Raw genomic sequence first — 23,006 nt, forward strand, 5'->3', positions numbered from 1 at the left:
GCCGCGCCGTTCGCCGCCGGCTTGAACGGAGGAGAGCCCTCCGGGGCGTCAGAGGCCGAGCTTCGCCTCGCGTACGCGCGCCACGGATTTCTCGTCGCCCTCCAGCTCCACCCGCGCCGCGTCCTGCCGGCCGGAGACGAAGAGGAGCAGCTCGCCGGGCTCGCCGGTGACGGTGACCACCGGGGTGCCCTTGCGGGCCACCGCCACCTGGCCGTTGGGACGGCGCAGCACCAGGCCGACCGGGCACCGGCGGCCGTAGGCGCGGGCGGTGGTCTCCAGCCGCCGCCACAGGGCGTCGGCGAGGACCGGGTCGATCTCGCGCGGCGTCCAGTCCGGCCGGGCCCGCCGGACGTCCTCACCGTGGATGAAGAACTCCACGGTGTTGGCCGCCTCGTCCACCTGCTTGAGGGAGAAGGGCGACATCCGGGGCGGCCCGGTGCGGATGAGCTGGACCAGCTCCTCGTACGGCTTGGCCGCGAACTCCTGCTGCACCCGCTCCAGCCGGGGCTGCAGTGCCTTGACGAGTATTCCGCCGGCGGCGTCCGCGCGGCGCTCGCGCACCACGACGTGAGCCGCCAGCTCCCTGGTCCGCCACCCCTCGCACAGGGTGGGCGCCTCGGGTCCGTGGGTTTCCAACAGATCGGCGAGCAGAAGGCGTTCGCGCCTGGCGTGGGTCGACATACGGCCACCCTACGACCGTGTGCCCACCCATGCCACGCACCGCGCCCGGGTCAGCCCGGCAGCGGTGCGTCCAGCTCCGGGCCGTCCACCTCGTTGCTCAGCGTCAGGGAGCAGGTGACCTGGTCCTCACCGCGGCCGTACGTCAGGAGCGTCGGGTAGATGGCGTAGTAGTAGTAGGTCCTGTCCTGCGGCATCCGGGCCAGCCGCTTCTCCACGTCCGCCTTGCACAGCGACATGACCTCCTTCTGCAGCTCCGCCTGGGTGCCGAAGTCGCCGGTGATCGTCTCGTTGGCTATCACCTCGCCGTCGTGGGGCCCGTCGCAGGGCCGCTCCTCGACCTCGGTCACATCGCTGCTCAGCGACGGGTGGTCGAAGCAGGTGCCCGGGTCGAGCACCACATACAGCACGAGTTCGCTGGGCACCGCCGTCACGTCGGGCGTGGGCGCGTCCGTGGCCGGCGGGTCCGCCGGCTCGTCGCTCGCCCCGGGGGCGGCGGGGGAGGAGTCGGGGGAGGCCGGGGCGCCGGGCGTGCCGCCCGGCTTCGCCCGGTGGTCCTCACCGCTCCCGCCGTCGGCGGCCAGCAGCACGCCCCCGACGATCAGCCCCGCGACGACCACCGCGGCGATGATGATCGCGGCGATCTTCCCGCCGTTGCCCCCGCCGCCTCCGCCCGGCGGGGGCGGGTAGGGGCCGGGTGCGCCCGGGCCGCCGGGATACCCGTACCCGCCGGGCCCTCCCGGAGCCGGGTAGCCGTAACCGCCCGCGGGCGGACCGGGCTGCTCGGGCGGACCGAAGCCCTGCGGCGGACCGAAACCGCCGCCTGGGCCGGGGTTGTGCGCGCCGTCGGGCGGCGGTGGATAGCTCATGGCGGAAGGATGCCGCACCGCACGGACATGCCAAGTCCCGGGTGCGTCACAACACTGCCACAGCCGGGCGGCCCGCGGCCCGCCCGGCGAAACCGGCCCGTCCCGGCCATCGGGCGGGGTTCGCGGTGCGCGCCGCGGCGACGGCACAATGACCCCATGTCCCGATCCCCACTCGACCCCGCCGTCGCCGCCCGCCTCAAGCGCAACGCCGACGGCCTGGTGCCCGCCATCGCCCAGCAGTACGACACCGGTGAGGTGCTGATGCTCGGCTGGATGGACGACGAGGCCCTGCACCGCACCCTCACCACCGGCCGCTGCACCTACTGGAGCCGCAGCCGCGGCGAGTACTGGGCCAAGGGCGACACCTCCGGGCACGTCCAGCACGTGAAGTCCGTGGCCCTGGACTGCGACGGCGACACCGTGCTGGTGAAGGTGGACCAGGTGGGCGCCGCCTGCCACACCGGGGACCGCACCTGCTTCGACGCCCACGAGCTGCCGCTGGGCGGCCCCGCGGCAGCGCGGGAGGGGAGCCCGGCATGACCTCCCAGGCCGCCGCCCCCGACCCGGAGACCTTCCGTACGCTCGCCAAGGACCGCCGCGTCATCCCGGTCACCCGGCGCCTGCTCGCCGACGGCGACACCCCCATCGCGCTGTACCGCAAACTCGCCGCCGAGCGCCCCGGCACCTTCCTGCTGGAGTCCGCCGAGAACGGCCGCACATGGTCGCGCTACTCCTTCGTCGGCGTGCGCACCTCCGCCACCCTCACCGTCCGCGACGGGCGGGCCCACTGGCTGGGCGCCCCGCCGGTCGGCGTCCCCGCCGACGGGGACCCGCTGGACGTCCTGCGCGCCGCCGTCGAGGCCCTGCACACCCCCCGCGACCTGCACCGCGACACCGACCTGCCGCCCTTCACCGGCGGCATGGTCGGCTACCTCGGCTACGACGTCGTGCGGCGCCTGGAGCGCATCGGCGACAGCACCCGCGACGACCTGGAGCTGCCCGAGCTGACCATGATGCTCACCTCCGACCTCGCGGTGCTCGACCACCGCGACGGCACGGTGCTGCTGATCGCCAACGCCATCAACCACAACGACCTCGACACCGGGGTGGACGAGGCCTACGCCGACGCCGTGCGCCGCCTGGACGCCATGGCCGCCGACCTCGCCCGGCCCGCGCCCGCCATGGCCGCCCCGCTGCCGGCGCCGGAACTGCCCGGGTACGCGGCCCTGTGGGGCGGCGCGGCCTACCGGGATGCCGTGGAGGAGATCAAGGAGCGCATCCGCGCGGGCGAGGCGTTCCAGGTGGTGCCCTCGCAGCGCTTCCAGACGCCCTGCCCGGCGAGCGCGCTGGACGTCTACCGTGTGCTGCGCGCCACCAACCCCAGCCCGTACATGTACCTGCTGCGCCTGGACGGCTTCGACGTCGTCGGCTCCAGCCCCGAGGCCCTGGTGAAGGTCGAGGACGGGCACGCGATGATGCACCCCATCGCCGGGACCCGCCCGCGCGGCGCGACCCCGCAGGAGGACGCGGCCCTGGCCGAGGAGCTGCTGGCCGACTCCAAGGAGCGCGCCGAGCACCTGATGCTCGTCGACCTGGGCCGCAACGACCTGGGCCGGGTCTGCGAGCCCGGCAGCGTCGAGGTCGTGGACTTCATGTCCGTCGAGCGCTACAGCCATGTGATGCACATCGTCTCCACGGTCACCGGGCGGCTGGCCGGGGGCCGTACCGCCTTCGACGCGCTCACCGCCTGCTTCCCGGCCGGCACCCTCTCCGGTGCGCCCAAACCGCGCGCGATGCAGATCATCGAGGAGCTGGAGCCGACCCGGCGCGGTCTGTACGGCGGCTGCGTGGGCTATCTGGACTTCGCCGGCGACGCCGACACGGCCATCGCCATCCGCACCGCGCTGCTGCGCGACGGGACGGCGTACGTCCAGGCGGGAGCCGGGGTCGTGGCCGACTCCGACCCGGCGGCTGAGGACACCGAGTGCCGCAACAAGGCCGCGGCGGTGCTCAGGGCGGTGCACACCGCCGGGCGGCTCGGCGGTAGCGTGGTGGAGTGATTTTCCCGCACACGCCCCCTTCCTCCCCCGAGCCCGCCCCCTGTCCCGAGGACTCCCCGGGAGCGCGTCGCGCGCTCGGCGCCGCGCTGACCGCCGGCGCGCTGGGCGCCGCCGCGGTGCTCGTGGCCGCCGGACAGATCTGGGGCGAGGGCACCGCCGTCCTGGCGCGGGGCGAGGTGCCGGTCCGGGTCGAGGGTGGCGAGGTGACCGGGCTGCCCAGCGCCCTGGCACTGGTCGGCCTGGCCGCGCTGGTCGCCGTCTTCGCCGTACGCCGCACCGGCCGCGCGCTGGTCGCCGTGCTGCTGGCCCTGTGCGGCGCGGGCACCGTCGCCGCCGCCCTCCTGGGCGCGGGCGACCGAAGCGCGCTGGAGGCGAAGGCGGCCCAGGCCAGCGGGCTGACCCGGGGCGCGGTCGAGGCCGTCTCCTTCGGCCTGTGGCCCTATGTCGCAGCCCTGGGCGGCGCCGGGCTGCTGGCCGCCGGGCTGCTGGCCCTTCGCCACGGGAGCCGCTGGCCCGCGATGTCGGGCCGCCACGAGCGCGCGGGCGGCGCCGGACCGGCCGCGGACCGTCGGGCGGCCCCCGGCCCGGACCGCCCCGAGGAGCTGTGGAAGGCCCTGGACCGCGGAGAGGACCCCACCACCGGAAGCGGCGGAAACCGGCCCTGACACAATGGCCGGTGAGCGAGCCCAGATCGGACCTACGAGGAGCACTCAATGGCGGGCAACAACCACGGACACACCCCTGCCGCCTGGACCGGCGTCACCATCGCGTTCATCGGCTTCTGTGTCGCCTCGGTCTTCACCGTGCTGGCCGAGCCGGTGTGGTTCTGGGTCGGTGTGGTCATCACCCTCGTCGGCGGTGTCGTCGGTCTGGTCATGCGCTCGATGGGCATGGGCCAGCCGGAGGAGTCGCACGGCCGCCGTCCGGACCAGTCCAAGGAGCGGGTGGGGGCCTGACGGGGCCGCCCCGGGCGCCTCACCCCGGCGCGGTGCCGGCGAAGGCGGCACCGCGCTCTTCCGTGTCCGGCCGCCCCGGGTGGCACGGCGACACCGCCCGGTATGTGTGACCGGACCGCCCGGATGCGGGTTCCGCGTCCCGGGCCGGATACCATCGCAGTGCGTGACCGTGTGTCCGGACAAGCCCCGCGCCCGCCGCGGGGGCCCGAGCCAGCCAGGAAGGGGGCCGCTCGCGTGAGTGTGCTCGACGAGATCATCGACGGGGTCCGCGCCGACCTCGCCGAGCGGCAGGCGCGTGTGGGCCTCGACGAGCTCAAGGAACGCGCGGCCCGTGCGCCGCGCCCGCGCGACGGCGTGGCGGCCCTCAACGGCGAAGGCGTCAAGGTCATCTGCGAGGTCAAGCGCTCCAGCCCCTCCAAGGGGGCGCTGGCCGCCATCGCCGACCCGGCCGCCCTCGCCGCCGACTACGAGGCGGGCGGCGCCGCCGTCATCTCGGTGCTGACCGAGCAGCGGCGCTTCGGAGGCTCGCTGGCCGACCTGGAGGCGGTGCGCGCGCGGGTGGACGTCCCCGTGCTGCGCAAGGACTTCATCGTCACCTCCTACCAGCTGTGGGAGGCCCGGGCCCACGGCGCCGACCTCGTCCTGCTGATCGTCGCCGCACTCGACCAGGACGCGCTGGTGTCGCTGGTGGAGCGCGCCGAGTCCATCGGGCTGACCCCGCTGGTCGAGGTGCACGACGAGGAGGAGGCCGAACGCGCGGTGGACGCCGGGGCCAAGGTCATCGGTGTGAACGCGCGCAACCTCAGGACCCTGGAGGTCGACCGCGGCACCTTCGCCCGGGTCGCCCCCGAGATCCCCGAGGGTGTCGTGAGGGTCGCGGAGTCGGGCGTGCGCGGCCCGCACGACCTGATCGCCTACGCCAACGAGGGCGCCGACGCGGTGCTCGTCGGTGAATCCCTGGTCACCGGCAAGGACCCGAGGACGGCCGTCGCCGACCTGGTCGCAGCCGGCGCCCACCCCGCCCTGCGGCACGGGAACTGAGACGGGAACGACCGCGATGGCACTGTCCGCCCGCCTCGCCCCCGGCTGCCGCCCCCGCGGCTGCCGCGCGCCCGCGCGCCGGGTGCTGGGGCGGCGTGTGCGCTATCACATCGGCTGCGAGCCGGGTCAGGTCAACGGCAGGCGATGGCCTGCCCGGGCCGGGCGCTGAACGGCGTGACCCGCCCCGGCTTTCCGCCGGGCCGCCGGCCGTCGCCGGCCGCCGGGCGGGCCGCGCCCGCGCGCGGACCTTACCGGCTGCCGCGCGCACGCCCGGCCGCGCGCCGCACCCGCCCTCCGGGCCGGTGCGGCCCACCGTCTCCCGTGACCACCCCTTCCTGGGGCACGCGCCCCGACAAGGAGCATGTCGGATGTCTACCGACTTCTTCGTTCCCGACCCCGAGGGCCGGGTGCCGACCGCCGAGGGCTACTTCGGCGCCTTCGGCGGCAAGTTCATCCCGGAGGCGCTCGTCGCAGCCGTGGACGAGGTGGCCGCCGAGTACGAGAAGGCCAAGGCCGATCCCGCCTTCGCCGCCGAGCTGGAGGACCTGCTCGTCAACTACACCGGCCGGCCCAGCGCGCTGACCGAGGTGCGGCGGTTCGCCGAGCACGCGGGCGGCGCCCGGGTCTTCCTCAAGCGCGAGGACCTCAACCACACCGGCTCGCACAAGATCAACAACGTGCTGGGGCAGGCGCTGCTGACCCGGCGCATGGGCAAGCCCCGCGTCATCGCCGAGACCGGCGCGGGCCAGCACGGCGTCGCCACCGCGACCGCCTGCGCCCTGTTCGGGCTGGAGTGCACCGTCTACATGGGTGAGATCGACACCCAGCGCCAGGCGCTCAACGTCGCCCGGATGCGGATGCTGGGCGCCGAGGTCGTCCCCGTCACCTCCGGCAGCCGCACCCTGAAGGACGCCATCAACGAGGCGTTCCGCGACTGGGTCGCCAACGTCGACCGCACCCACTACCTCTTCGGCACCGTCGCCGGCCCCCACCCCTTCCCGGCGCTGGTGCGCGACTTCCACCGCGTCATCGGCGTCGAGGCCCGGCGACAGATCCTCCAGCGCACCGGGCGGCTGCCGGACGCCGCGCTGGCCTGCGTCGGCGGCGGCTCCAACGCCATCGGCCTGTTCCACGCCTTCGTCCCCGACACCTCCGTGCGCCTGATCGGCCTGGAGGCCGCCGGGCACGGTGTGGCCTCCGGCGAGCACGCGGCCACCCTGACGGCCGGCGAGCCGGGGATCCTGCACGGCTCGCGCTCCTACGTCCTCCAGGACGACGAGGGGCAGATCACCGAGCCGTACTCCATCTCCGCCGGACTGGACTACCCCGGCATCGGCCCCGAGCACTCCTACCTCAAGGACACCGGACGCGGCGAGTACCGCCCGGTCACCGACGACGAGGCGATGCGGGCACTGCGCCTGCTGTCGGAGACCGAGGGCATCATCCCGGCCATCGAGAGCGCGCACGCGCTGGCCGGCGCGCTGGAGGTCGGCCGCGAGCTGGGGCCGGACGGGCTGCTGCTGGTGAACCTCTCCGGCCGCGGCGACAAGGACATGGACACCGCCGCCCGCTACTTCGGGCTGTACGACGGTGCGGACACCGCGAAGGGGGCCGAGTGATGGCGGGCCGGGCGGAACTGCTGGGACGCGTCCTGGCCGGGGCGAAGGACGAGGGGCGGGCCGCGCTGGTGGGCTACCTGCCCGCGGGCTTCCCCACCGTGGACGGTGGCATCGCCGCCTGCACCGCCCTGCTGGAGGGCGGCTGCGACATCGTCGAGGTCGGGCTGCCGCACAGCGACCCGGTGCTGGACGGGCCGGTCATCCAGACCGCCGGCGACATCGCCCTGCGCGGCGGGGTGCGCATCGCGGACGTGCTGCGCACCGTGCGCGAGACGCACACGGCCACCGGCGCGCCGGTGCTGTGCATGACGTACTGGAACCCCGTCGACCGCTACGGCGCCGAGCGGTTCGCCGCCGAGCTCGCCGAGGCGGGCGGCGCCGGCTGCATCCTGCCCGACCTGCCGGTCGAGGAGTCCGAGGTGTGGCGCAAGGCCGCCGAGCAGCACGGTCTGGCGACCGTCTTCGTGGTCGCCCCCAGCAGCCGCGACGAGCGGCTGGCGAGGATCACCGAGGCCGGCAGCGGCTTCGTCTACGCGGCCTCCCTGATGGGCGTCACCGGCACCCGTGAGTCGGTGGGGCAGGAGGCGGAGGAACTGGTGCGCCGCACCCGCGCCACCACCGACCTGCCGGTCTGCGTCGGACTGGGCGTCTCCGACGCGCGGCAGGCGGCCGAGGTGGCGGCCTTCTCGGACGGCGTCATCGTCGGTTCGGCCTTCGTCAAGCGGCTGCTGGACCACGAGGGCGACCCGGACGCCGGCCTGGCCGCGGTCCGCGAACTCGCCGGCGAACTGGCCGAGGGCGTACGGCGCCGCGGCTGAGCGGGGCCGAACGGCATGGACCCGGGGGCGTACGGCGGACGGCCGTCCGCCCCCGGGCTCGCGTACTCCCCGGGCCCACGCGCCCGTCAGGGGGCGTGCAGCCGCAGCACGGCACGCTCGGACCAGTCGGCCGGAACGCCGCGCAGCGAGACCGCGATCATCGTGAGGAACGCCAGCGGAACGGTCCAGGCGGCGGGCTGGGCCAGCAGCACGGTCAGCCAGGCCGAAGACGGCTGCGTGACGGCGGACAGCACCGCGGCCCCCGTCGCCGTGACCACTCCGGCGGCCAGCCCGGCCGCCGCGCCCGCGACCGTCAGCCGCGTCCACCAGATGCCCAGCACCAGCAGCGGGCAGAACGTGGACGCCGCCACCGCGAACGCCCAGCCGACCACCACGTTGATGTCCAGGTGCGCGGCCGGCAGCGACAGCAGCACCGCCACCAGCGCCCCCGCCGCCACCGCCAGCCGCAGCCTGGTCACCCCGCCGCCGAACAGGTCGTGGGAGAGCCCGCCGGCCAGGGCCAGCAGCAGCCCGGAGGAGGTGGACAGGAACGCGGCGAACGCACCGGTGGCCACCAGCGCCGTCAGCACGCTCCCCAGCGTTCCCGGCACGGCCGCCCCCGGCAGGACGACGGAGACGGTGTCGGTGGCGTTGCTGTGCACCAGGTGCGGGGTCAGCACCCGCCCCAGCAGCCCGTAGACCGCCGGGAACAGGTAGAACAGACCCAGCAGGCCGATCACCAGCACGGCCACCCGGCGGGCCGCCCGGGCCGTGGGGCTGGTGTGGAAACGCATGATCACATGGGGCAGCCCGATGGCGCCCAGCGTGGTGGCCAGCAGCACCGACCAGGTGGACAGCAGCGGCAGTCCCGCCCCCTGGATGTCGATCAGCGGGCGGGTCCACTCCTCGGCGGCCGGACCCGCCTCCCGGACCGGCCGCAGCGCCTGGGCCCGCGTGTCCGCGCCGACGTGCACGACGAGGTAGATCGCCGGCACGGCGATGAAGGCCAGCTTGACCATGTAGTGGAACGCCTGGACGTAGGTGGCCGACCGCATGCCGCCCACCGCGATCGAGGCGCTCACCACCAGCCCGGCCAGCACCACGCCCACCCAGTACGGAGTACCGCTCACCAGGCTCAGGACCACCCCGGCGCCCTTGAACTGCGGCACCAGGTAGAGCCACATGATCACCAGCACGATCACCCCGCACAGCTTGCGGATCGCCGGCGAGCCCAGCCGGTACTCGGCGAAGTCGGGCACCGTGAACGCCCCCGAGCGCCGCATCGGCCCGGCCACCAGCGCCACCACCGCGACGTACCCGGCGGTGAAGCCGACGGCGTACCACATCGCCCCGACGCCGTCTTTCAGCATCAGCCCGGCCAGACCGAGCACCGAGGCGGCCGACACGTACTCCCCGGCGATCGCCATGGCGTTCCAGCCGGGGGCGATACGGCGGGAGGCGACGAGGAAGTCCGGGCTGGTGCGGGCCGCGTGGACGCCGTACAGGCCGATGGCCAGACTGGCGGTCAGGACCAGGCCGATCGCGGTCACGGCGGTCACGGGCCGCCCCCGGCGGCCGCTTCCGCGGCCGTGCCCGCGTCCGCGGAGCCCTCCGCCCGCTCGGCGCGGCGCACATGGCACAGGGCCAGCAGCAGCAGCACCGGGTAGGTGGCCACCACCAGCACCAGCCACGACACCGGCACGCCCGCCACATGGAGCCGGTCCAGCACCGGCAGTGCCGCGATCGTCCCGCTGGAGCCGAACAGCACCGCCCCCAGCAGGGCCACGGTCCGCAGCGCGGTACGCCGCTGCGCGGCGAACACGGCGCGGGCGGCCTCGGCGTCGGCCGGCGCGGGCAGCGGCAGCAACTGCGGATGGCGGCGGTGCCCGCGGGCCAGGGCGATACGGGTCTGCGGGCTGGTGACCTTCACCCGGCGCGGGCCGCCGAGCTGGCCCCCCTTGACCGGACTCTTCACCGGGCCGCCCTGCCCAGCCGGCCGCTGCGCGCCGCCTCCAGCAACTGCTCCTTCAGGCTCCGGGCATGCCGGCGGCTGACCGGCACGTCACCGGCCGGAGTACACGCCACCAGCCCCGACGAGCTGGTGACCCGCAGGTCGTGAACCCAGCCGACGGCCACCAGATAGCCGCGGTGCACCCGCACGAAGCCCGCCGGAGCCCATATCTCCTCCAGATACGACAGCGACAGCCGGATCAGATGCGTGCCGTGCCCGGTGTGCAGCCGTATGTAGTCGCCGTGCGCCTCCACGAACTGGACGTCGTCGCGCCGCACGAACACCGTCCGGCGGCCGTGGTCGATCTGCACGACCGCCAGTTCGTCGCGCGGCCCCTCCGCGTCGTCCGCGCCGCCGGACGACGCGGCCCGCCCTGTGGCGCCGATCCGGGCCACCGACTCGGCCAGCCGCTCGGGCCGGACGGGCTTGAGCAGGTAGTCCACCGCCCCGATGCCGAACGCCTCGATGGCGTGGGACTCCGAGGCGGTGACGAAGACGATGGAGGGCGGCGACGAGAGCTGGCTGATGACCCGGGCCACGTCCATGCCGTCCAGACCCGGCATGGAGATGTCCAGGAAGACGGCGTCGAAGGCGGTCGCGCCCAGCAGCTGTACCGCCCGGGCGCCGCTCTCGGCGGCGTACACCTCGCCGACCTCGGGTGTGTCCGCCAGGAGGTCGGCGAGCTCCTCGCGGGTGGACGCCTCGTCCTCGACGACGAGGACCTGAAGGTCCCGCGGCGCGCTGCTCATTGCGTAACCACTCCTCGCATGAATCGCGGCACCCTGATCGTCACCTTGGTGCCGTTGCCGGGCGCGGTCTCGATGACGAGGCCGTACTCCGGGCCGTACACGGTACGGAGCCGCCGGTCCACGTTGGCCAGACCGACGTTCTTCGCGGGAGGACCGACTCCGGCGAGGATCGCCCGTGCGAGTTCCGGCTCCATGCCCACGCCGTCGTCCTCGATCTCGATGACGCACAGCGGGCCCTCGCCGAACCCCGAGACGCCGATGTGTCCGGGTCCGGCCTTCCTCTCCAGACCGTGGCGCACGGCATTTTCCACTATGGGCTGGACGACGAGGAAGGGTATGGCGACGGGAAGAATCTCCGGCGCCATCCGGACGGTGATCTCCATCCGGTCGTCGAACCGGGCGCGCTGCAGCTCCAGGTACGTCTGGGTGGCCTGCAGCTCGTCGGCGACCGCCACGTAGTCGCCGGCCGTGGAGAAGCTGTAGCGCAGGTAGTCGGCGAAGTCGGTGAGCAGACGGCGGGCGCGGCCGGGATCGGTGCGGATGTGCGCGGCGATGACGGCCAGGGCGTTGTGGACGAAGTGCGGGGATATCTGGGCCCGCAGGGTGCGCAGGTCCGCCGCCGCGATCCGGGCGCGGGCGCTGCGCAGCTCGGTGTGGTCCAGCGCCTGCGACACCAGTTCGGCCACCTCGGCCACCTCGGCCTCGTCCAGCGCCCGCTCGTCCGCGGAACCGCTGACCACCAGGCAGCCCGTCAGCTCGTCCGCCACCAGCAGCGGGGCCGCGCACAGCGGAGGCTTGCGGAAGACGGTGCCGTGCTCGTACACCTGGGTGAGCACCGTGTCCAGATCGGTGCCCCCCGGCAGCACGCCGTGCCGGGCGACGGGCCCGTCGAGATCGGCGAGCACGACGGCCTCGGCACCCACCAGCCGCCGGATGCGGCGGGCCGCCGCCAGGGCCCGGCTGCCGTGCAGACCGTCCTGGAGGTCCGCGCCGATCAGCCGCACCTCCCGCAGGACGCCCACGGCCCCGGGCAGGCCGGATCCGGCCGGGCCTCCCCGGCCCGCCCGCCCGCGACGGGCGCCGATCCACGATCCTCTGGACACAGTGCGACCGTATAACGCGACAAATGGCGACGGGGAGTCCTTCGAACCTGCTTCGAAGGACTCCCCATGGCCCCCGGTGGCGGCCCGGCGCCATGATGTGGGGGTCACGCCGGCGGGGAAGCACCCGCCACCGGGGGCCCGAAGGGCCCGCCGGTGGGGGACGGCGGGCCCGGCCGGGATGCGGTCAGTGCTTGGCCGCGCCCTCGGCGCCGGCCCCGGTCAGGGCCCGCACCTGGAGTTCGGCGAAGCGCCGCGGGTTGCTCTCGGCCGAGGTCAGCGTGCCGATGATCGCGCACAGCAGGCCGAGCGGGATGGACACCAGGCCCGGGTTGGTCAGCGGGAACCAGGCGATGTCGATGCCCGGGATCAGCGCCTTCTCGGTGCCGGAGAACACCGGCGAGAAGATCACCAGACCCACCGCGCCGATCAGGCCGCCGTAGATGCCCGCTACCGCGCCCCGGGTGTTGAACCGCTTCCAGAACAGGCTCAGCAGCAGGGTCGGCAGGTTGGCCGAGGCGGCGATGGCGAAGGCCAGACCGACCAGGAAGGCCACGTTGAGGCTCTGGGCGAAGATCGCCAGGACGATCGACGCGGCGCCGATGCCGAAGGCCGACATGCGGGCGACCTTGATCTCCTCGTGCTCGGACGCCCGGCCCTTGCGCACCACGCTGTTGTAGAAGTCGTGCGCCAGTGACGAGGAGGAGGCGATGACCAGGCCGGCCACCGTGGACAGGATCGCCGCGAAGGCGACGGCCGCGATGACCGCCAGCATCACCGAGCCGAAGAACTCGCCGCCGAAGTGCTCACCGACCTCCCGGGCCAGCTGTGGCGCGGCGGTGTTGCCCGCGGCGTCCTGGGCGGTGATGGCCTCCTTGCCCACCAGGGCCGCGGCGCCGAAGCCCAGGATCAGGGTCATCAGGTAGAACGAGCCGATCAGGCCGATGCCCCAGTTGACGGACTTGCGGGCGGCCTTGGAGTCCGGGACGGTGTAGAAGCGGATCAGGATGTGCGGCAGACCCGCGGTGCCCAGCACCAGGGCCATGCCCAGACTGATCAGGTCCAGCTTGTTCCACATCGTCTGCAGGGCGTCACCGGGCACCTCGACGCCGAACCGCAGCCCCGGTTCCAGGAAGGACTGCCCGGCACCGCTGGCATTGGCGGCGTCGCTCATCAGCTCGCCGAAGTCGAAGCCGTAGATGGCCATCACCAGGGCGGCCAGGACGATGGTGCCGCCCATCAGCATGCCGGCCTTGATGATCTGCACCCAGGTGGTGCCCTTCATACCGCCGAAGGTCACGTACAGGGTCATCAGGACGCCGACGACGACGATGCCCGCGATCTTGGCGGTGCCGGCGTCCATGCCCAGGTACGTCTCGCCCGGCCGGATGCCCAGCAGAAGGGCGACGACCGCGCCGGCGCCGACCATCTGGGCCAGCAGGTAGAAGATCGACACGGTGATGGTGGACACGGCCGCGGCGGTGCGCACCGGGCGCTGCTGCATCCGGTACGACAGCACGTCGGCCATGGTGAACCGGCCGGAGTTCCTCAGCAGCTCGGCGACCAGCAGCAGGGCCACCAGCCAGGCGACGAGGAAGCCGATGGAGTAGAGGAAGCCGTCGTAGCCGAACAGCGCGATCATGCCCGCGATGCCCAGGAAGGACGCGGCGGACATGTAGTCGCTGCCGATGGCGAAGCCGTTCTGCATACCGGAGAACTCGCGTCCGCCGGAGTGGAAGTCGGTCGCGGACTTCGTCTGGCGTCCCGCCCACACCGTGACGCCGAGCGTCACGGCGATCATCACGATGAACACCAGGATGGTGAGGGTGCGGCCGCTGGAGCTGACCTCCTCGGCCGCCAGGAGCATGCCGGAAGCAGTGGTCGTCATGCCTGTCCTCCCGTCCGGCCGGCGGACGCGCCCGCGGGCGCACCGGTCAGTTCGGCCCTCAGGCCGTCCGCGAGCGGGTCGACCTTCCGGTCGGCGTAGCGCGCGTACATGATCGCGATGCCGAAGGTGCTGGCGAACTGGAGGATCCCGAACACCAGGGCCACGTTGACATCGCCGAAGAGGACCGTGGACATCACGTCACGGGCGTAGGCGGACATCAGCACGTACAGCAGGTACCAGGCGAGGAAGCCGACGCTCACCGGGAGCACGAACCTCATCAGGCTCCGCCTGAGCTGGTCGAAACGCGGATCGCTGTGCATGGCCACCATGCGGTCCTCCGCGTCCCCGGCGGGGTCCAGGGTTTGTTGTGGACGGTCTGCGGACACTGCCGCCTCCTTCATCGACACGACGCGATACGACACGACGTACGGGAGCGGAAAAGGAATGCGGGGAACGTAAGGTGCGTCACACTCGCGGTGAAGAAGCTGATCGGGGTGTGCGGCGAACGCCGGATACGCGCGCCGAACGGTAGACCGTCGTGCGCCGAACGGTCGCCTTTCCGCGCCGAGCGGTCACCCCTGCGGGGGAAACGGCGGCGGAGCACGCACCCGGGCGCGGCGACGGCCCGCCCCCGAACCCGGGCCTCCCCGCACGTGTCGCGGGGCTCGACGACGTCCGCACGCGCGTTACGCACCCGTTGCCGGTCGAAGCGGCGCCTCCGGGGCCCGACACGGTAGCGTTCGTGACGTCATGGAAACCCTTGCCTTCATCCCCAGCCCGTCGTCGGGCGAGATCGTCATCGGACCGATCCCGCTGCGGGGCTACGCGTTCTGCATCATCCTCGGCGTCTTCGTCGCGGTCTGGCTCGGCGGGAAGCGCTGGGTCGCCCGTGGCGGACAGCCCGGCACGGTCGCCGACATCGCCGTGTGGGCGGTGCCGTTCGGCCTGGTCGGCGGCCGTCTCTACCACGTCGTCACCGACTACCAGCTCTACTTCGGCGAGGGCCGCGACTGGGTCGACGCCTTCAAGGTCTGGGAGGGCGGCCTCGGCATCTGGGGAGCGATCGCGCTGGGCGCGGTGGGCGCCTGGATCGCCTGCCGCAGGCGGGGCATCCCGCTGCCCGCCTACGCGGACGCCATCGCGCCCGGCATCGCGCTCGCCCAGGCCATCGGCCGCTGGGGCAACTGGTTCAACCAGGAGCTGTACGGGCGCCCCACGGACCTGCCGTGGGCCGTGGAGATCGACAACGGCGTCGACACCGGCACCTTCCACCCCACCTTCCTGTACGAGTCGCTGTGGTGCGTGGGCGTCGCCCTGCTGGTGATCTGGGCCGACCGCCGCTTCCGTCTCGGCCACGGCCGCGCCTTCGCCCTGTACGTCGCGGCGTACACGGCGGGGCGCTTCTGGATCGAGTACCTGCGCATCGACGAGGCCCACCAGTTCTGGGGCCTGCGTCTGAACAACTGGACCTCGATCGCCGTCTTCCTGGCGGCGGTGGTCTACATCGTCCTCTCGGCCAGGCTCCGTCCGGGGCGTGAGGACGTGGTGGAGCCGGCGGCGGAGAAGACCGGCGACAGCGCGGACGGTGACACCGGTGGTGACACCGGCGGCGGCGCCAAGGGCTCCGCCGAGGGGCAGGAGAGGGCCGGAAAGGGCCCGGAGGCCGGGCCGGAGCGTGCCGAGCCCGCCGAGTCCGCCGGGCCCCCGGAATCCTCCTCAGCCGGCGGGACGTCCGCCTCCACCACCGGCTGACCCCGGCCGCGGGACGAGAACCGCACCGGCCCCGGCCGCGCCCGTCCGGCGCGGCCGGGGCCGGAGCCTTTCCCGCTCAGAGATCCCCCCGCTCACCGCGCCGAAGCGAAAGCCCAGGTCAGGGAGGTAAGTTCGGCCTGCCTTGCTGGAATCGCACCCCGGGATGGACGTACGGTCGAGACATCGGGCACCAGACGGGGGAAACAGGAGGCGTAGGCGGATGTCGTCCATAGCCGGAGACGGGACCGAGATCACCCTGCGGCCCGGAGCTCCGAACTCCGCGCACCGCGACAACCACACCCACCGCGACGTGACCGGCGGCTGGCTGCGCCCGGCCGTCTTCGGGGCGATGGACGGGCTGGTCTCCAACCTCGCACTGATGACGGGCGTCGCCGGCGGTGACGTGGACCGCACCGTGATCATCATCAGCGGTCTGGCCGGACTGGCCGCCGGAGCCTTCTCCATGGCGGCCGGCGAGTACACCTCGGTGGCCTCCCAGCGCGAGCTGGTCCTGGCCGAGCTGGACGTGGAGCGGCGCGAGCTGCGCCGCAACCCCGAGGGCGAGCAGCAGGAGCTGGCCGAGCTGTACGTGGGCCGGGGCGTGGAACCCGGGCTGGCGGCGAAGGTCGCCGAGCAGCTGTCCAGGGACCCCGAACAGGCCCTGGAGATCCACGCCCGCGAGGAGCTGGGCGTGGACCCGGGCGAGCTGCCCTCGCCCGCGGTCGCCGCGGTCTCCTCCTTCGGCGCCTTCGCGGTGGGCGCCCTGATACCCGTACTGCCCTATCTGCTGGGGGCCGCCGCGCTGTGGCCCGCCGTGCTGGTGGCGCTGTTCGGCCTGTTCCTGTGCGGCGTGCTGGTCTCCAAGATCACCGTGCGCCCGTGGTGGTACAGCGGGCTGCGGCAGCTCACCCTGGGCGGCGCGGCCGCCGCGGTGACCTACGGGCTCGGTACCCTGTTCGGAGTGGCCGTGGGGTGAGCCCGCGGAGCGGGCCCGCACCCGGCCCGGCCCATCCGGTGTGAGCTGTTCAACTCCGAAATCCTCCGCTCATCTGTTACCCGCCGGTTTCAGCCGTGTCACCGTTGGGAATGAACAACGAGCGCTTCTGGCAGTGTCGCCGGCGCCATCCGGATCCACGCAGCGGCTGTACGCCGTATGTCCGATTCGACCTCTTTCGTAGGTCCGCATGATGGACCGAGGTGTCCGCCCTTCGGGAGAAACCTCATCATGTAACCTGCACGAAAATTTGTTCCGCAGAGGGCCAACGTCGTCCCTCGGCGCCCCGGACCCGGTCCGCGAGGCGCCACCAAGCCCCACAAGACGACGGGAGAGCCGATGCGTGCTGCGCCCCTGACGGCCTACCCTGCCAAGCAGGGAATGTACGACCCGCGCGACGAGCACGACGCCTGCGGCGTCGGCTTCGTGGCCACCCTCACCGGTGAGGCGAGCCACACGCTGGTCGACCAGGCGCTGACCGTCCTGCGGAACCTGGAGCACCGCGGCGCCACCGGCGCCGAGGCCGACTCCGGCGACGGCGCGGGCATCCTGGTACAGGTCCCCGACGCCTTCCTGCGCGAGACCACCGGCTTCGAGCTCCCCGAGGCGGGCTCGTACGCCGTGGGCATCGCCTTCCTCCCCAACGGTGAGACCGACAGCGCCGAGGCCGTCACGCGCATCGAGGCGATCGCCGCCGAGGAGGGCCTGAACGTCCTGGGCTGGCGCGAGGTCCCCGTCGCCCCGCAACTGCTGGGCAGCGGAGCGCGCGCGACCATGCCCGCCTTCCGCCAGCTGTTCGTGGCCGACGGCGTCAACACCGGCCTGGCCCTGGACCGCAAGGCGTTCGTGCTGCGCAAGCGCGCCGAACGCGAGGCCGGCACCTACTTCCCGTCGCTGTCAGCGCGGACGATCGTCTACAAGGGCATGCTGACCACCGGGCAGCTCGAACCCTTCTTCCCCGACCTGTCCGACCGCCGCTTCGCCAGCGCCATCGCCCTGGTCCACTCGCGGTTCTCCACCAACACCTTCCCCAGCTGGCCGCTGGCCCACCCCTACCGCTTCGTCGCCCACAACGGCGAGATCAACACCGTCCGCGGCAACCGCAACTGGATGCGCGCCCGCGAGTCCCAGCTGGTCTCCGACCTCTTCGGGGACAGGGACGCCAAGGGTCTCGCGCGGATCTTCCCCGTGTGCACCCCGGACGCCTCCGACTCCGCCTCCTTCGACGAGGTCCTGGAACTGCTCCACCTCGGCGGCCGCCCCCTGCCCCACGCGGTGCTGATGATGGTCCCCGAGGCGTGGGAGAACCACCCCTCCATGGACCCCGCCCGCCGCGCCTTCTACCAGTACCACTCCACGATGATGGAGCCCTGGGACGGACCGGCCTGCGTCACCTTCACCGACGGCGTCCAGGTCGGCGCCGTCCTGGACCGCAACGGACTGCGCCCGGGCCGCTACTGGGTCACCGACGACGGCCTGGTCGTCCTCTCCTCCGAGGTCGGCGTCCTGGACATCGGCCAGGACAAGGTCGTCCGCAAGGGCCGCCTCCAGCCCGGCCGCATGTTCCTGGTGGACACCGCCGAGCACCGCATCATCGAGGACGACGAGATCAAGGCATCCCTCGCCGCCGAGCACCCCTACCAGGAGTGGCTCGAGGCCGGGATCATCGAGCTGGAGGACCTGCCCGAGCGCGAGCACATCGTCCACACCCACGCCTCGGTCACCCGCCGCCAGCAGACCTTCGGCTACACCGAGGAGGAACTGCGCGTCCTGCTCGCCCCGATGGCCCGCACCGGCGCCGAGCCGATCGGCTCGATGGGCACCGACTCGCCCATCGCCGCGCTCTCGACACGCCCCCGGCTGATCTTCGACTACTTCACCCAGCTGTTCGCCCAGGTCACCAACCCGCCGCTGGACGCCATCCGCGAGGAACTCGTCACCTCGCTGATCTCCTCCCTCGGCCCCCAGGGCAACCTGCTGGAGCCCACCGCGGCCTCCTGCCGCAGCGTCACCCTGCCCTTCCCGGTGATCGACAACGACGAGCTCGCCAAGCTCGTCCACATCAACGCCGACGGCGACATGCCGGGGATGACGGCCGTCACCCTCTCCGGTCTCTACCGCGTCGGCGGCGGGGGAGCGGCCCTGGCCGAGCGGATCGACGAGATCTGCGCCGAGGCCGAGGCCGCCATCACCGACGGCGCCCGCCTGATCGTCCTGTCCGACCGCCACAGTGACGCCGAGCACGCGCCGATCCCGTCACTGCTGCTCACCTCCGCCGTCCACCACCACCTCATCCGCACCAAGCAGCGCACCCAGGTGGGCCTGCTGGTCGAGGCCGGAGACGTCCGCGAGGTCCACCACGTCGCCCTGCTCATCGGCTACGGCGCCGCCGCGGTCAACCCCTACCTGGCCATGGAGACCGTCGAGGACCTCGTCCGCGCCGGCACCTTCCTGCCCGGCGACACGGACCCCGAGACCGCCATCCGCAACCTGATCAAGGCACTCGGCAAGGGCGTGCTGAAGGTCATGTCCAAGATGGGCATCTCCACCGTCGCCTCCTACCGCGGCGCCCAGGTCTTCGAGGCCGTCGGCCTGGAGCAGGAGTTCGTCGACACCTACTTCCACGGCACCGCCACCAAGATCGGCGGCGCGGGCCTGGACGTCATCGCCAGGGAGGTCGCCGCCCGCCACGCCAAGGCCTACCCGGCCTCCGGCATCGCGCCGGCCCACCGCAACCTGGACATCGGCGGCGAGTACCAGTGGCGCCGCGAGGGCGAACCGCACCTGTTCGACCCGGAGACGGTCTTCCGCCTCCAGCACGCGACCCGCACCCGCCGCTACGACATCTTCAGGCAGTACACCCGGCGCGTGGACGAGCAGTCCGAACGCCTGATGACGCTGCGCGGCCTGTTCGGCCTCAAGTCCGGGCGGCCCTCGATCCCCGTCGAGGAGGTCGAGCCCGTCTCCGAGATAGTCAAGCGGTTCTCCACCGGTGCCATGTCCTACGGCTCCATCTCCCAGGAGGCCCACGAGACCCTCGCCATCGCCATGAACCGGCTGGGGGGCAAGTCCAACACCGGCGAGGGCGGCGAGGACCCCGAGCGGCTGTACGACCCGGCCCGCCGCTCCTCGATCAAGCAGGTCGCCTCCGGCCGCTTCGGCGTCACATCCGAGTACCTGGTCAACTCCGACGACATCCAGATCAAGATGGCCCAGGGCGCCAAGCCCGGCGAGGGCGGCCAGCTGCCCGGCCACAAGGTCTACCCGTGGGTCGCCAAGACCCGGCACTCCACGCCCGGCGTGGGACTCATCTCCCCGCCGCCGCACCACGACATCTACTCCATCGAGGACCTCGCCCAGCTCATCCACGACCTGAAGAACGCCAACCCCGCGGCCCGCATCCACGTGAAGCTGGTCTCCGAGGTCGGCGTCGGCACGGTCGCGGCCGGCGTCTCCAAGGCCCACGCCGACGTCGTACTGATCTCCGGCCACGACGGCGGCACCGGCGCCTCCCCGCTCACCTCCCTCAAGCACGCGGGCGGCCCCTGGGAGCTGGGCCTGGCCGAGACCCAGCAGACCCTGCTGCTCAACGGTCTGCGCGACCGCATCGTCGTCCAGACCGACGGCCAGCTCAAGACCGGCCGCGACGTGGTCATCGCCGCCCTGCTGGGCGCCGAGGAGTACGGCTTCGCCACCGCCCCGCTGGTCGTCTCCGGCTGCGTGATGATGCGCGTGTGCCACCTGGACACCTGCCCCGTGGGCATCGCCACCCAGAACCCGGTGCTGCGCAGCCGCTACAGCGGCAAGGCCGACCACGTGGTGAACTTCTTCGAGTTCATCGCCGAGGAGGTCCGCGAACTCCTGGCCGAACTCGGCTTCCGCAGCCTGGACGAGGCCGTCGGGCACGCCGAGGTCCTCGACGTCAGCCGCGCGGTCGACCACTGGAAGGCCCAGGGACTGGACCTGGCCCCGCTGCTGCACGTCCCCGAACTGCCCGAGGGCGCCGCCCGCCACCAGGTCGTCCCCCAGGACCACGGCCTGGCCAAGGCCCTGGACAACCAGCTCGTCAAGCTCGCCGCCGACGCGCTGTCGGCCGAAACCGCCGAGGACGCCCGGCCGGTACGCGCCCAGGTGCCCATCCGCAACATCAACCGGACGGTCGGCACCATGCTCGGCCACGAGGTGACCAAGAGGTTCGGCGGCGCCGGCCTGCCCGACGACACCATCGACATCACCTTCACCGGCTCCGCCGGCCAGTCCTTCGGCGCCTTCCTCCCGCGCGGCATCACCCTCCGCCTGGAGGGCGACGCCAACGACTACGTCGGCAAGGGCCTCTCCGGCGGACGCGTCGTCGTCCGCCCCGACCGCGGAGCCTCCCACCTGGCCGAGTACTCCACCATCGCGGGCAACACCCTCGCCTACGGCGCCACCGGCGGTGAGATGTTCCTGCGCGGCAGTGTCGGCGAGCGCTTCTGCGTCCGCAACTCCGGTGCGCTGGTGGTCTCCGAGGGCGTGGGCGACCACGGCTGCGAGTACATGACCGGCGGCACGGCCGTCGTCCTGGGCCGCACCGGCCGCAACTTCGGCGCCGGCATGTCCGGCGGCACCGCGTACGTCATCGACCTCGACGCCGACGACGCCAACCCCGATGTCGCCGGAGCCGTCGAACCCCTCGACGACACCGACCGGCGGTGGCTGCACGACGTCGTGCGCCGCCACCACGAGGAGACCGGCTCCACCGTCGCGCACAAGCTGCTCGCCGACTGGGAGAAGGCAGCCGGCCGCTTCAGCAAGATCATGCCCCGTACCTACAAGGCAGTGCTCGCCGCCAAGGAAGCCGCCGAGCGAGCCGGACTGTCCCAGGACAAGACCCACGAGAAGATGATGGAGGCGGCGACCAATGGCTGATCCCAAGGGCTTCCTGAACACCGACCGCGAGGTCGCCGAGACCCGCCCCGTACCCGAGCGCGTCAAGGACTGGAACGAGGTCTACGTCCCCGGCTCCCTGCTGCCGGTCATCGGCAAGCAGGCCGGCCGGTGCATGGACTGCGGCATCCCGTTCTGCCACAACGGCTGCCCGCTGGGCAACCTCATCCCCGAGTGGAACGACTACGCCTGGCGCGGGGACTGGCAGGCCGCCGGCGAGCGGCTGCACGCGACCAACAACTTCCCCGAGTTCACCGGGCGGCTGTGCCCGGCCCCCTGCGAGTCCGCCTGCGTACTGGGCATCAACCAGCCCCCGGTGACCATCAAGAACGTCGAGGTCACCATCATCGACAGGGCCTGGGAGGCCGGCGGCGTCACCCCGCAGCCGCCCGAGCGCCTGTCGGGCAAGACCGTCGCCGTCATCGGCTCCGGCCCCGCCGGCCTGGCCGCCGCCCAGCAGCTCACCCGCGCCGGCCACACGGTCGCCGTCTACGAGCGCGCCGACCGCGTCGGCGGACTGCTGCGCTACGGCATCCCCGAGTTCAAGATGGAGAAGCGTCACATCAACCGCCGCATCGAGCAGATGCGCGCGGAGGGCACCAAGTTCCGCACCGGAGTGGAGGTCGGCCGCGACATCGACGCCGCCGGCCTGCGCAAGCGCTACGACGCCGTCGTCATCGCCGCCGGCTCCACCACCGCCCGCGACCTGCCCGTGCCCGGCCGCGAACTGGGCGGCATCCACCAGGCGATGGAGTACCTGCCCCTGGCCAACAAGGTCCAGGAAGGCGACTACATCACCCCGCCGATCACAGCCGAGGGCAAGCACGTCGTCGTCATCGGCGGCGGCGACACCGGCGCCGACTGCGTCGGCACCGCCCACCGCCAGGGCGCGGCCTCCGTCACCCAGCTGGAGATCATGCCCCGGCCGAACGACGAGCGCGACCCGGTCGGCCAGCCCTGGCCCACCTTCCCCATGCTCTACAAGGTCACCTCCGCCCACGAAGAGGGCGGCGAGAGGGTCTACTCCGTCTCCACCACCCACTTCGAGGGCGACGAGGACGGCAACGTCCAGGCCCTGCACCTGGTCGAGGTCGAGTTCAAGGACGGCAGGCCGCAGCCCAGGCCGGGCACCGAGAAGCGCATCCCGGCCCAGCTCGTCACCCTGGCCATGGGCTTCACCGGCATCGACAAGGACAACGGCCTGGTCGAGCAGTTCGGCCTGGAACTGGACGAACGTGGCAACGTCGCCCGCGACGCCGACTACGCCACGGGCGTCGACGGCGTCTACGTCGCCGGCGACGCCGGCCGCGGCCAGTCCCTGATCGTGTGGGCCATCGCCGAAGGCCGCTCCGCGGCCAGGGCCGTGGACCGCTACCTGACCGGCGCCAGCTCCCTGCCGGCCCCGGTCGGGCCGACCGACCGCGCACTGACCGCCTGACACACCCCGGCCGTCCGTGCGCCGCAGACCGGCCGGCCGCTCCGGACGGCCGGTCCGCACCGGCACGGATGCACGACCGCGGCGCCGACCCCCTCCCCGACCGGGGG

At 72.8% G+C, this 23,006-nt stretch carries 20 protein-coding genes; 12 read left to right on the plus strand and 8 right to left on the minus strand.

Annotated elements, in window-relative coordinates; genetic code table 11:
- Positions 1 to 48 precede the first annotated feature (48 nt).
- A complete protein-coding gene (locus tag ACGRHY_RS20825; protein WP_394636839.1) occupies positions 49 to 681 on the minus strand; it encodes a TIGR03085 family metal-binding protein in 633 nt (210 codons plus the stop codon).
- Between the two features lie 50 nt (positions 682 to 731).
- Positions 732 to 1,547, minus strand: a complete 816-nt coding sequence (locus tag ACGRHY_RS20830) for a hypothetical protein (RefSeq protein ID WP_394636840.1) — start codon at positions 1,545 to 1,547, stop codon at positions 732 to 734.
- A gap of 156 nt (positions 1,548 to 1,703) precedes the next feature.
- On the opposite strand from ACGRHY_RS20830, the gene hisI reads away from it, so the two are divergent.
- The 8 genes from hisI (at position 1,704) to trpA (ending at position 8,041) form a co-directional block, all read left to right on the plus strand.
- A complete protein-coding gene (gene hisI / locus ACGRHY_RS20835; protein ID WP_394636841.1) occupies positions 1,704 to 2,087 on the plus strand; it encodes a phosphoribosyl-AMP cyclohydrolase in 384 nt (127 codons plus the stop codon).
- Positions 2,084 to 3,607 (plus strand): anthranilate synthase component I, encoded by a 1,524-nt coding sequence (locus tag ACGRHY_RS20840; RefSeq protein ID WP_394636842.1) that lies wholly within the window; start codon positions 2,084 to 2,086, stop codon positions 3,605 to 3,607. Before hisI ends, ACGRHY_RS20840 begins: the two co-directional genes overlap by 4 nt.
- Positions 3,604 to 4,272, plus strand: coding sequence for a TIGR02234 family membrane protein (locus tag ACGRHY_RS20845; RefSeq protein ID WP_394636843.1), 669 nt, complete (start codon positions 3,604 to 3,606; stop codon positions 4,270 to 4,272). The genes ACGRHY_RS20840 and ACGRHY_RS20845 overlap by 4 nt, the downstream gene beginning before the upstream one ends.
- Positions 4,273 to 4,320: 48 nt before the next feature.
- Positions 4,321 to 4,563, plus strand: a complete 243-nt coding sequence (locus ACGRHY_RS20850) for an HGxxPAAW family protein (protein ID WP_394636844.1) — start codon at positions 4,321 to 4,323, stop codon at positions 4,561 to 4,563.
- A gap of 234 nt (positions 4,564 to 4,797) precedes the next feature.
- Positions 4,798 to 5,604: an indole-3-glycerol phosphate synthase TrpC gene (gene trpC / locus ACGRHY_RS20855; RefSeq protein WP_394636845.1), complete on the plus strand. Its 807-nt coding sequence runs from the start codon at positions 4,798 to 4,800 to the stop codon at positions 5,602 to 5,604.
- A gap of 16 nt (positions 5,605 to 5,620) precedes the next feature.
- A complete protein-coding gene (gene trpM / locus ACGRHY_RS20860) occupies positions 5,621 to 5,773 on the plus strand; it encodes a tryptophan biosynthesis modulator TrpM (RefSeq protein WP_394636846.1) in 153 nt (50 codons plus the stop codon).
- 199 nt (positions 5,774 to 5,972) lie between these two features.
- Positions 5,973 to 7,223: a tryptophan synthase subunit beta gene (gene trpB, locus ACGRHY_RS20865; protein WP_394636847.1), complete on the plus strand. Its 1,251-nt coding sequence runs from the start codon at positions 5,973 to 5,975 to the stop codon at positions 7,221 to 7,223.
- A complete protein-coding gene (trpA, locus tag ACGRHY_RS20870) occupies positions 7,223 to 8,041 on the plus strand; it encodes a tryptophan synthase subunit alpha (RefSeq protein WP_394636848.1) in 819 nt (272 codons plus the stop codon). Before trpB ends, trpA begins: the two co-directional genes overlap by 1 nt.
- Before the next feature lie 86 nt (positions 8,042 to 8,127).
- On the opposite strand, the gene ACGRHY_RS20875 is transcribed toward trpA, so the two are convergent.
- The 6 genes from ACGRHY_RS20875 to ACGRHY_RS20900 form a co-directional block, all read right to left on the minus strand.
- The gene (locus tag ACGRHY_RS20875; RefSeq protein ID WP_394636849.1) at positions 8,128 to 9,600 is read right to left on the minus strand and encodes a sodium/solute symporter; all 1,473 of its coding nucleotides are present in this window, start codon (positions 9,598 to 9,600) and stop codon (positions 8,128 to 8,130) included.
- On the minus strand, positions 9,597 to 10,016 hold the full coding sequence (locus ACGRHY_RS20880; RefSeq protein ID WP_394636850.1) for a hypothetical protein: 420 nt from the start codon (positions 10,014 to 10,016) through the stop codon (positions 9,597 to 9,599). Before ACGRHY_RS20880 ends, ACGRHY_RS20875 begins: the two co-directional genes overlap by 4 nt.
- Positions 10,013 to 10,801, minus strand: coding sequence for a LytR/AlgR family response regulator transcription factor (locus ACGRHY_RS20885; RefSeq protein WP_394636851.1), 789 nt, complete (start codon positions 10,799 to 10,801; stop codon positions 10,013 to 10,015). The genes ACGRHY_RS20880 and ACGRHY_RS20885 overlap by 4 nt, the downstream gene beginning before the upstream one ends.
- Positions 10,798 to 11,904, minus strand: a complete 1,107-nt coding sequence (locus ACGRHY_RS20890) for a sensor histidine kinase (protein ID WP_394636852.1) — start codon at positions 11,902 to 11,904, stop codon at positions 10,798 to 10,800. Before ACGRHY_RS20890 ends, ACGRHY_RS20885 begins: the two co-directional genes overlap by 4 nt.
- Before the next feature lie 184 nt (positions 11,905 to 12,088).
- A complete protein-coding gene (locus ACGRHY_RS20895) occupies positions 12,089 to 13,789 on the minus strand; it encodes a monocarboxylic acid transporter (RefSeq protein WP_394636853.1) in 1,701 nt (566 codons plus the stop codon).
- Positions 13,786 to 14,175, minus strand: coding sequence for a DUF485 domain-containing protein (locus tag ACGRHY_RS20900; protein ID WP_394636854.1), 390 nt, complete (start codon positions 14,173 to 14,175; stop codon positions 13,786 to 13,788). The genes ACGRHY_RS20895 and ACGRHY_RS20900 overlap by 4 nt, the downstream gene beginning before the upstream one ends.
- Positions 14,176 to 14,539: 364 nt before the next feature.
- On the opposite strand from ACGRHY_RS20900, the gene lgt reads away from it, so the two are divergent.
- From lgt to ACGRHY_RS20920, 4 genes are all read left to right on the plus strand, one after another.
- Complete coding sequence (gene lgt, locus ACGRHY_RS20905) at positions 14,540 to 15,541, plus strand: prolipoprotein diacylglyceryl transferase (protein WP_394636855.1); 1,002 nt, start codon at positions 14,540 to 14,542, stop codon at positions 15,539 to 15,541.
- A gap of 220 nt (positions 15,542 to 15,761) precedes the next feature.
- On the plus strand, positions 15,762 to 16,517 hold the full coding sequence (locus ACGRHY_RS20910; protein ID WP_394636856.1) for a VIT1/CCC1 transporter family protein: 756 nt from the start codon (positions 15,762 to 15,764) through the stop codon (positions 16,515 to 16,517).
- A gap of 357 nt (positions 16,518 to 16,874) precedes the next feature.
- The gene (gene gltB, locus ACGRHY_RS20915) at positions 16,875 to 21,443 is read left to right on the plus strand and encodes a glutamate synthase large subunit (protein WP_394636857.1); all 4,569 of its coding nucleotides are present in this window, start codon (positions 16,875 to 16,877) and stop codon (positions 21,441 to 21,443) included.
- A complete protein-coding gene (locus ACGRHY_RS20920) occupies positions 21,436 to 22,899 on the plus strand; it encodes a glutamate synthase subunit beta (RefSeq protein WP_394636858.1) in 1,464 nt (487 codons plus the stop codon). Before gltB ends, ACGRHY_RS20920 begins: the two co-directional genes overlap by 8 nt.
- Positions 22,900 to 23,006 lie beyond the last annotated feature (107 nt).

This window comes from Streptomyces shinuiensis, assembly GCF_043660855.1.
Taxonomy (GTDB): domain Bacteria; phylum Actinomycetota; class Actinomycetes; order Streptomycetales; family Streptomycetaceae; genus Streptomyces.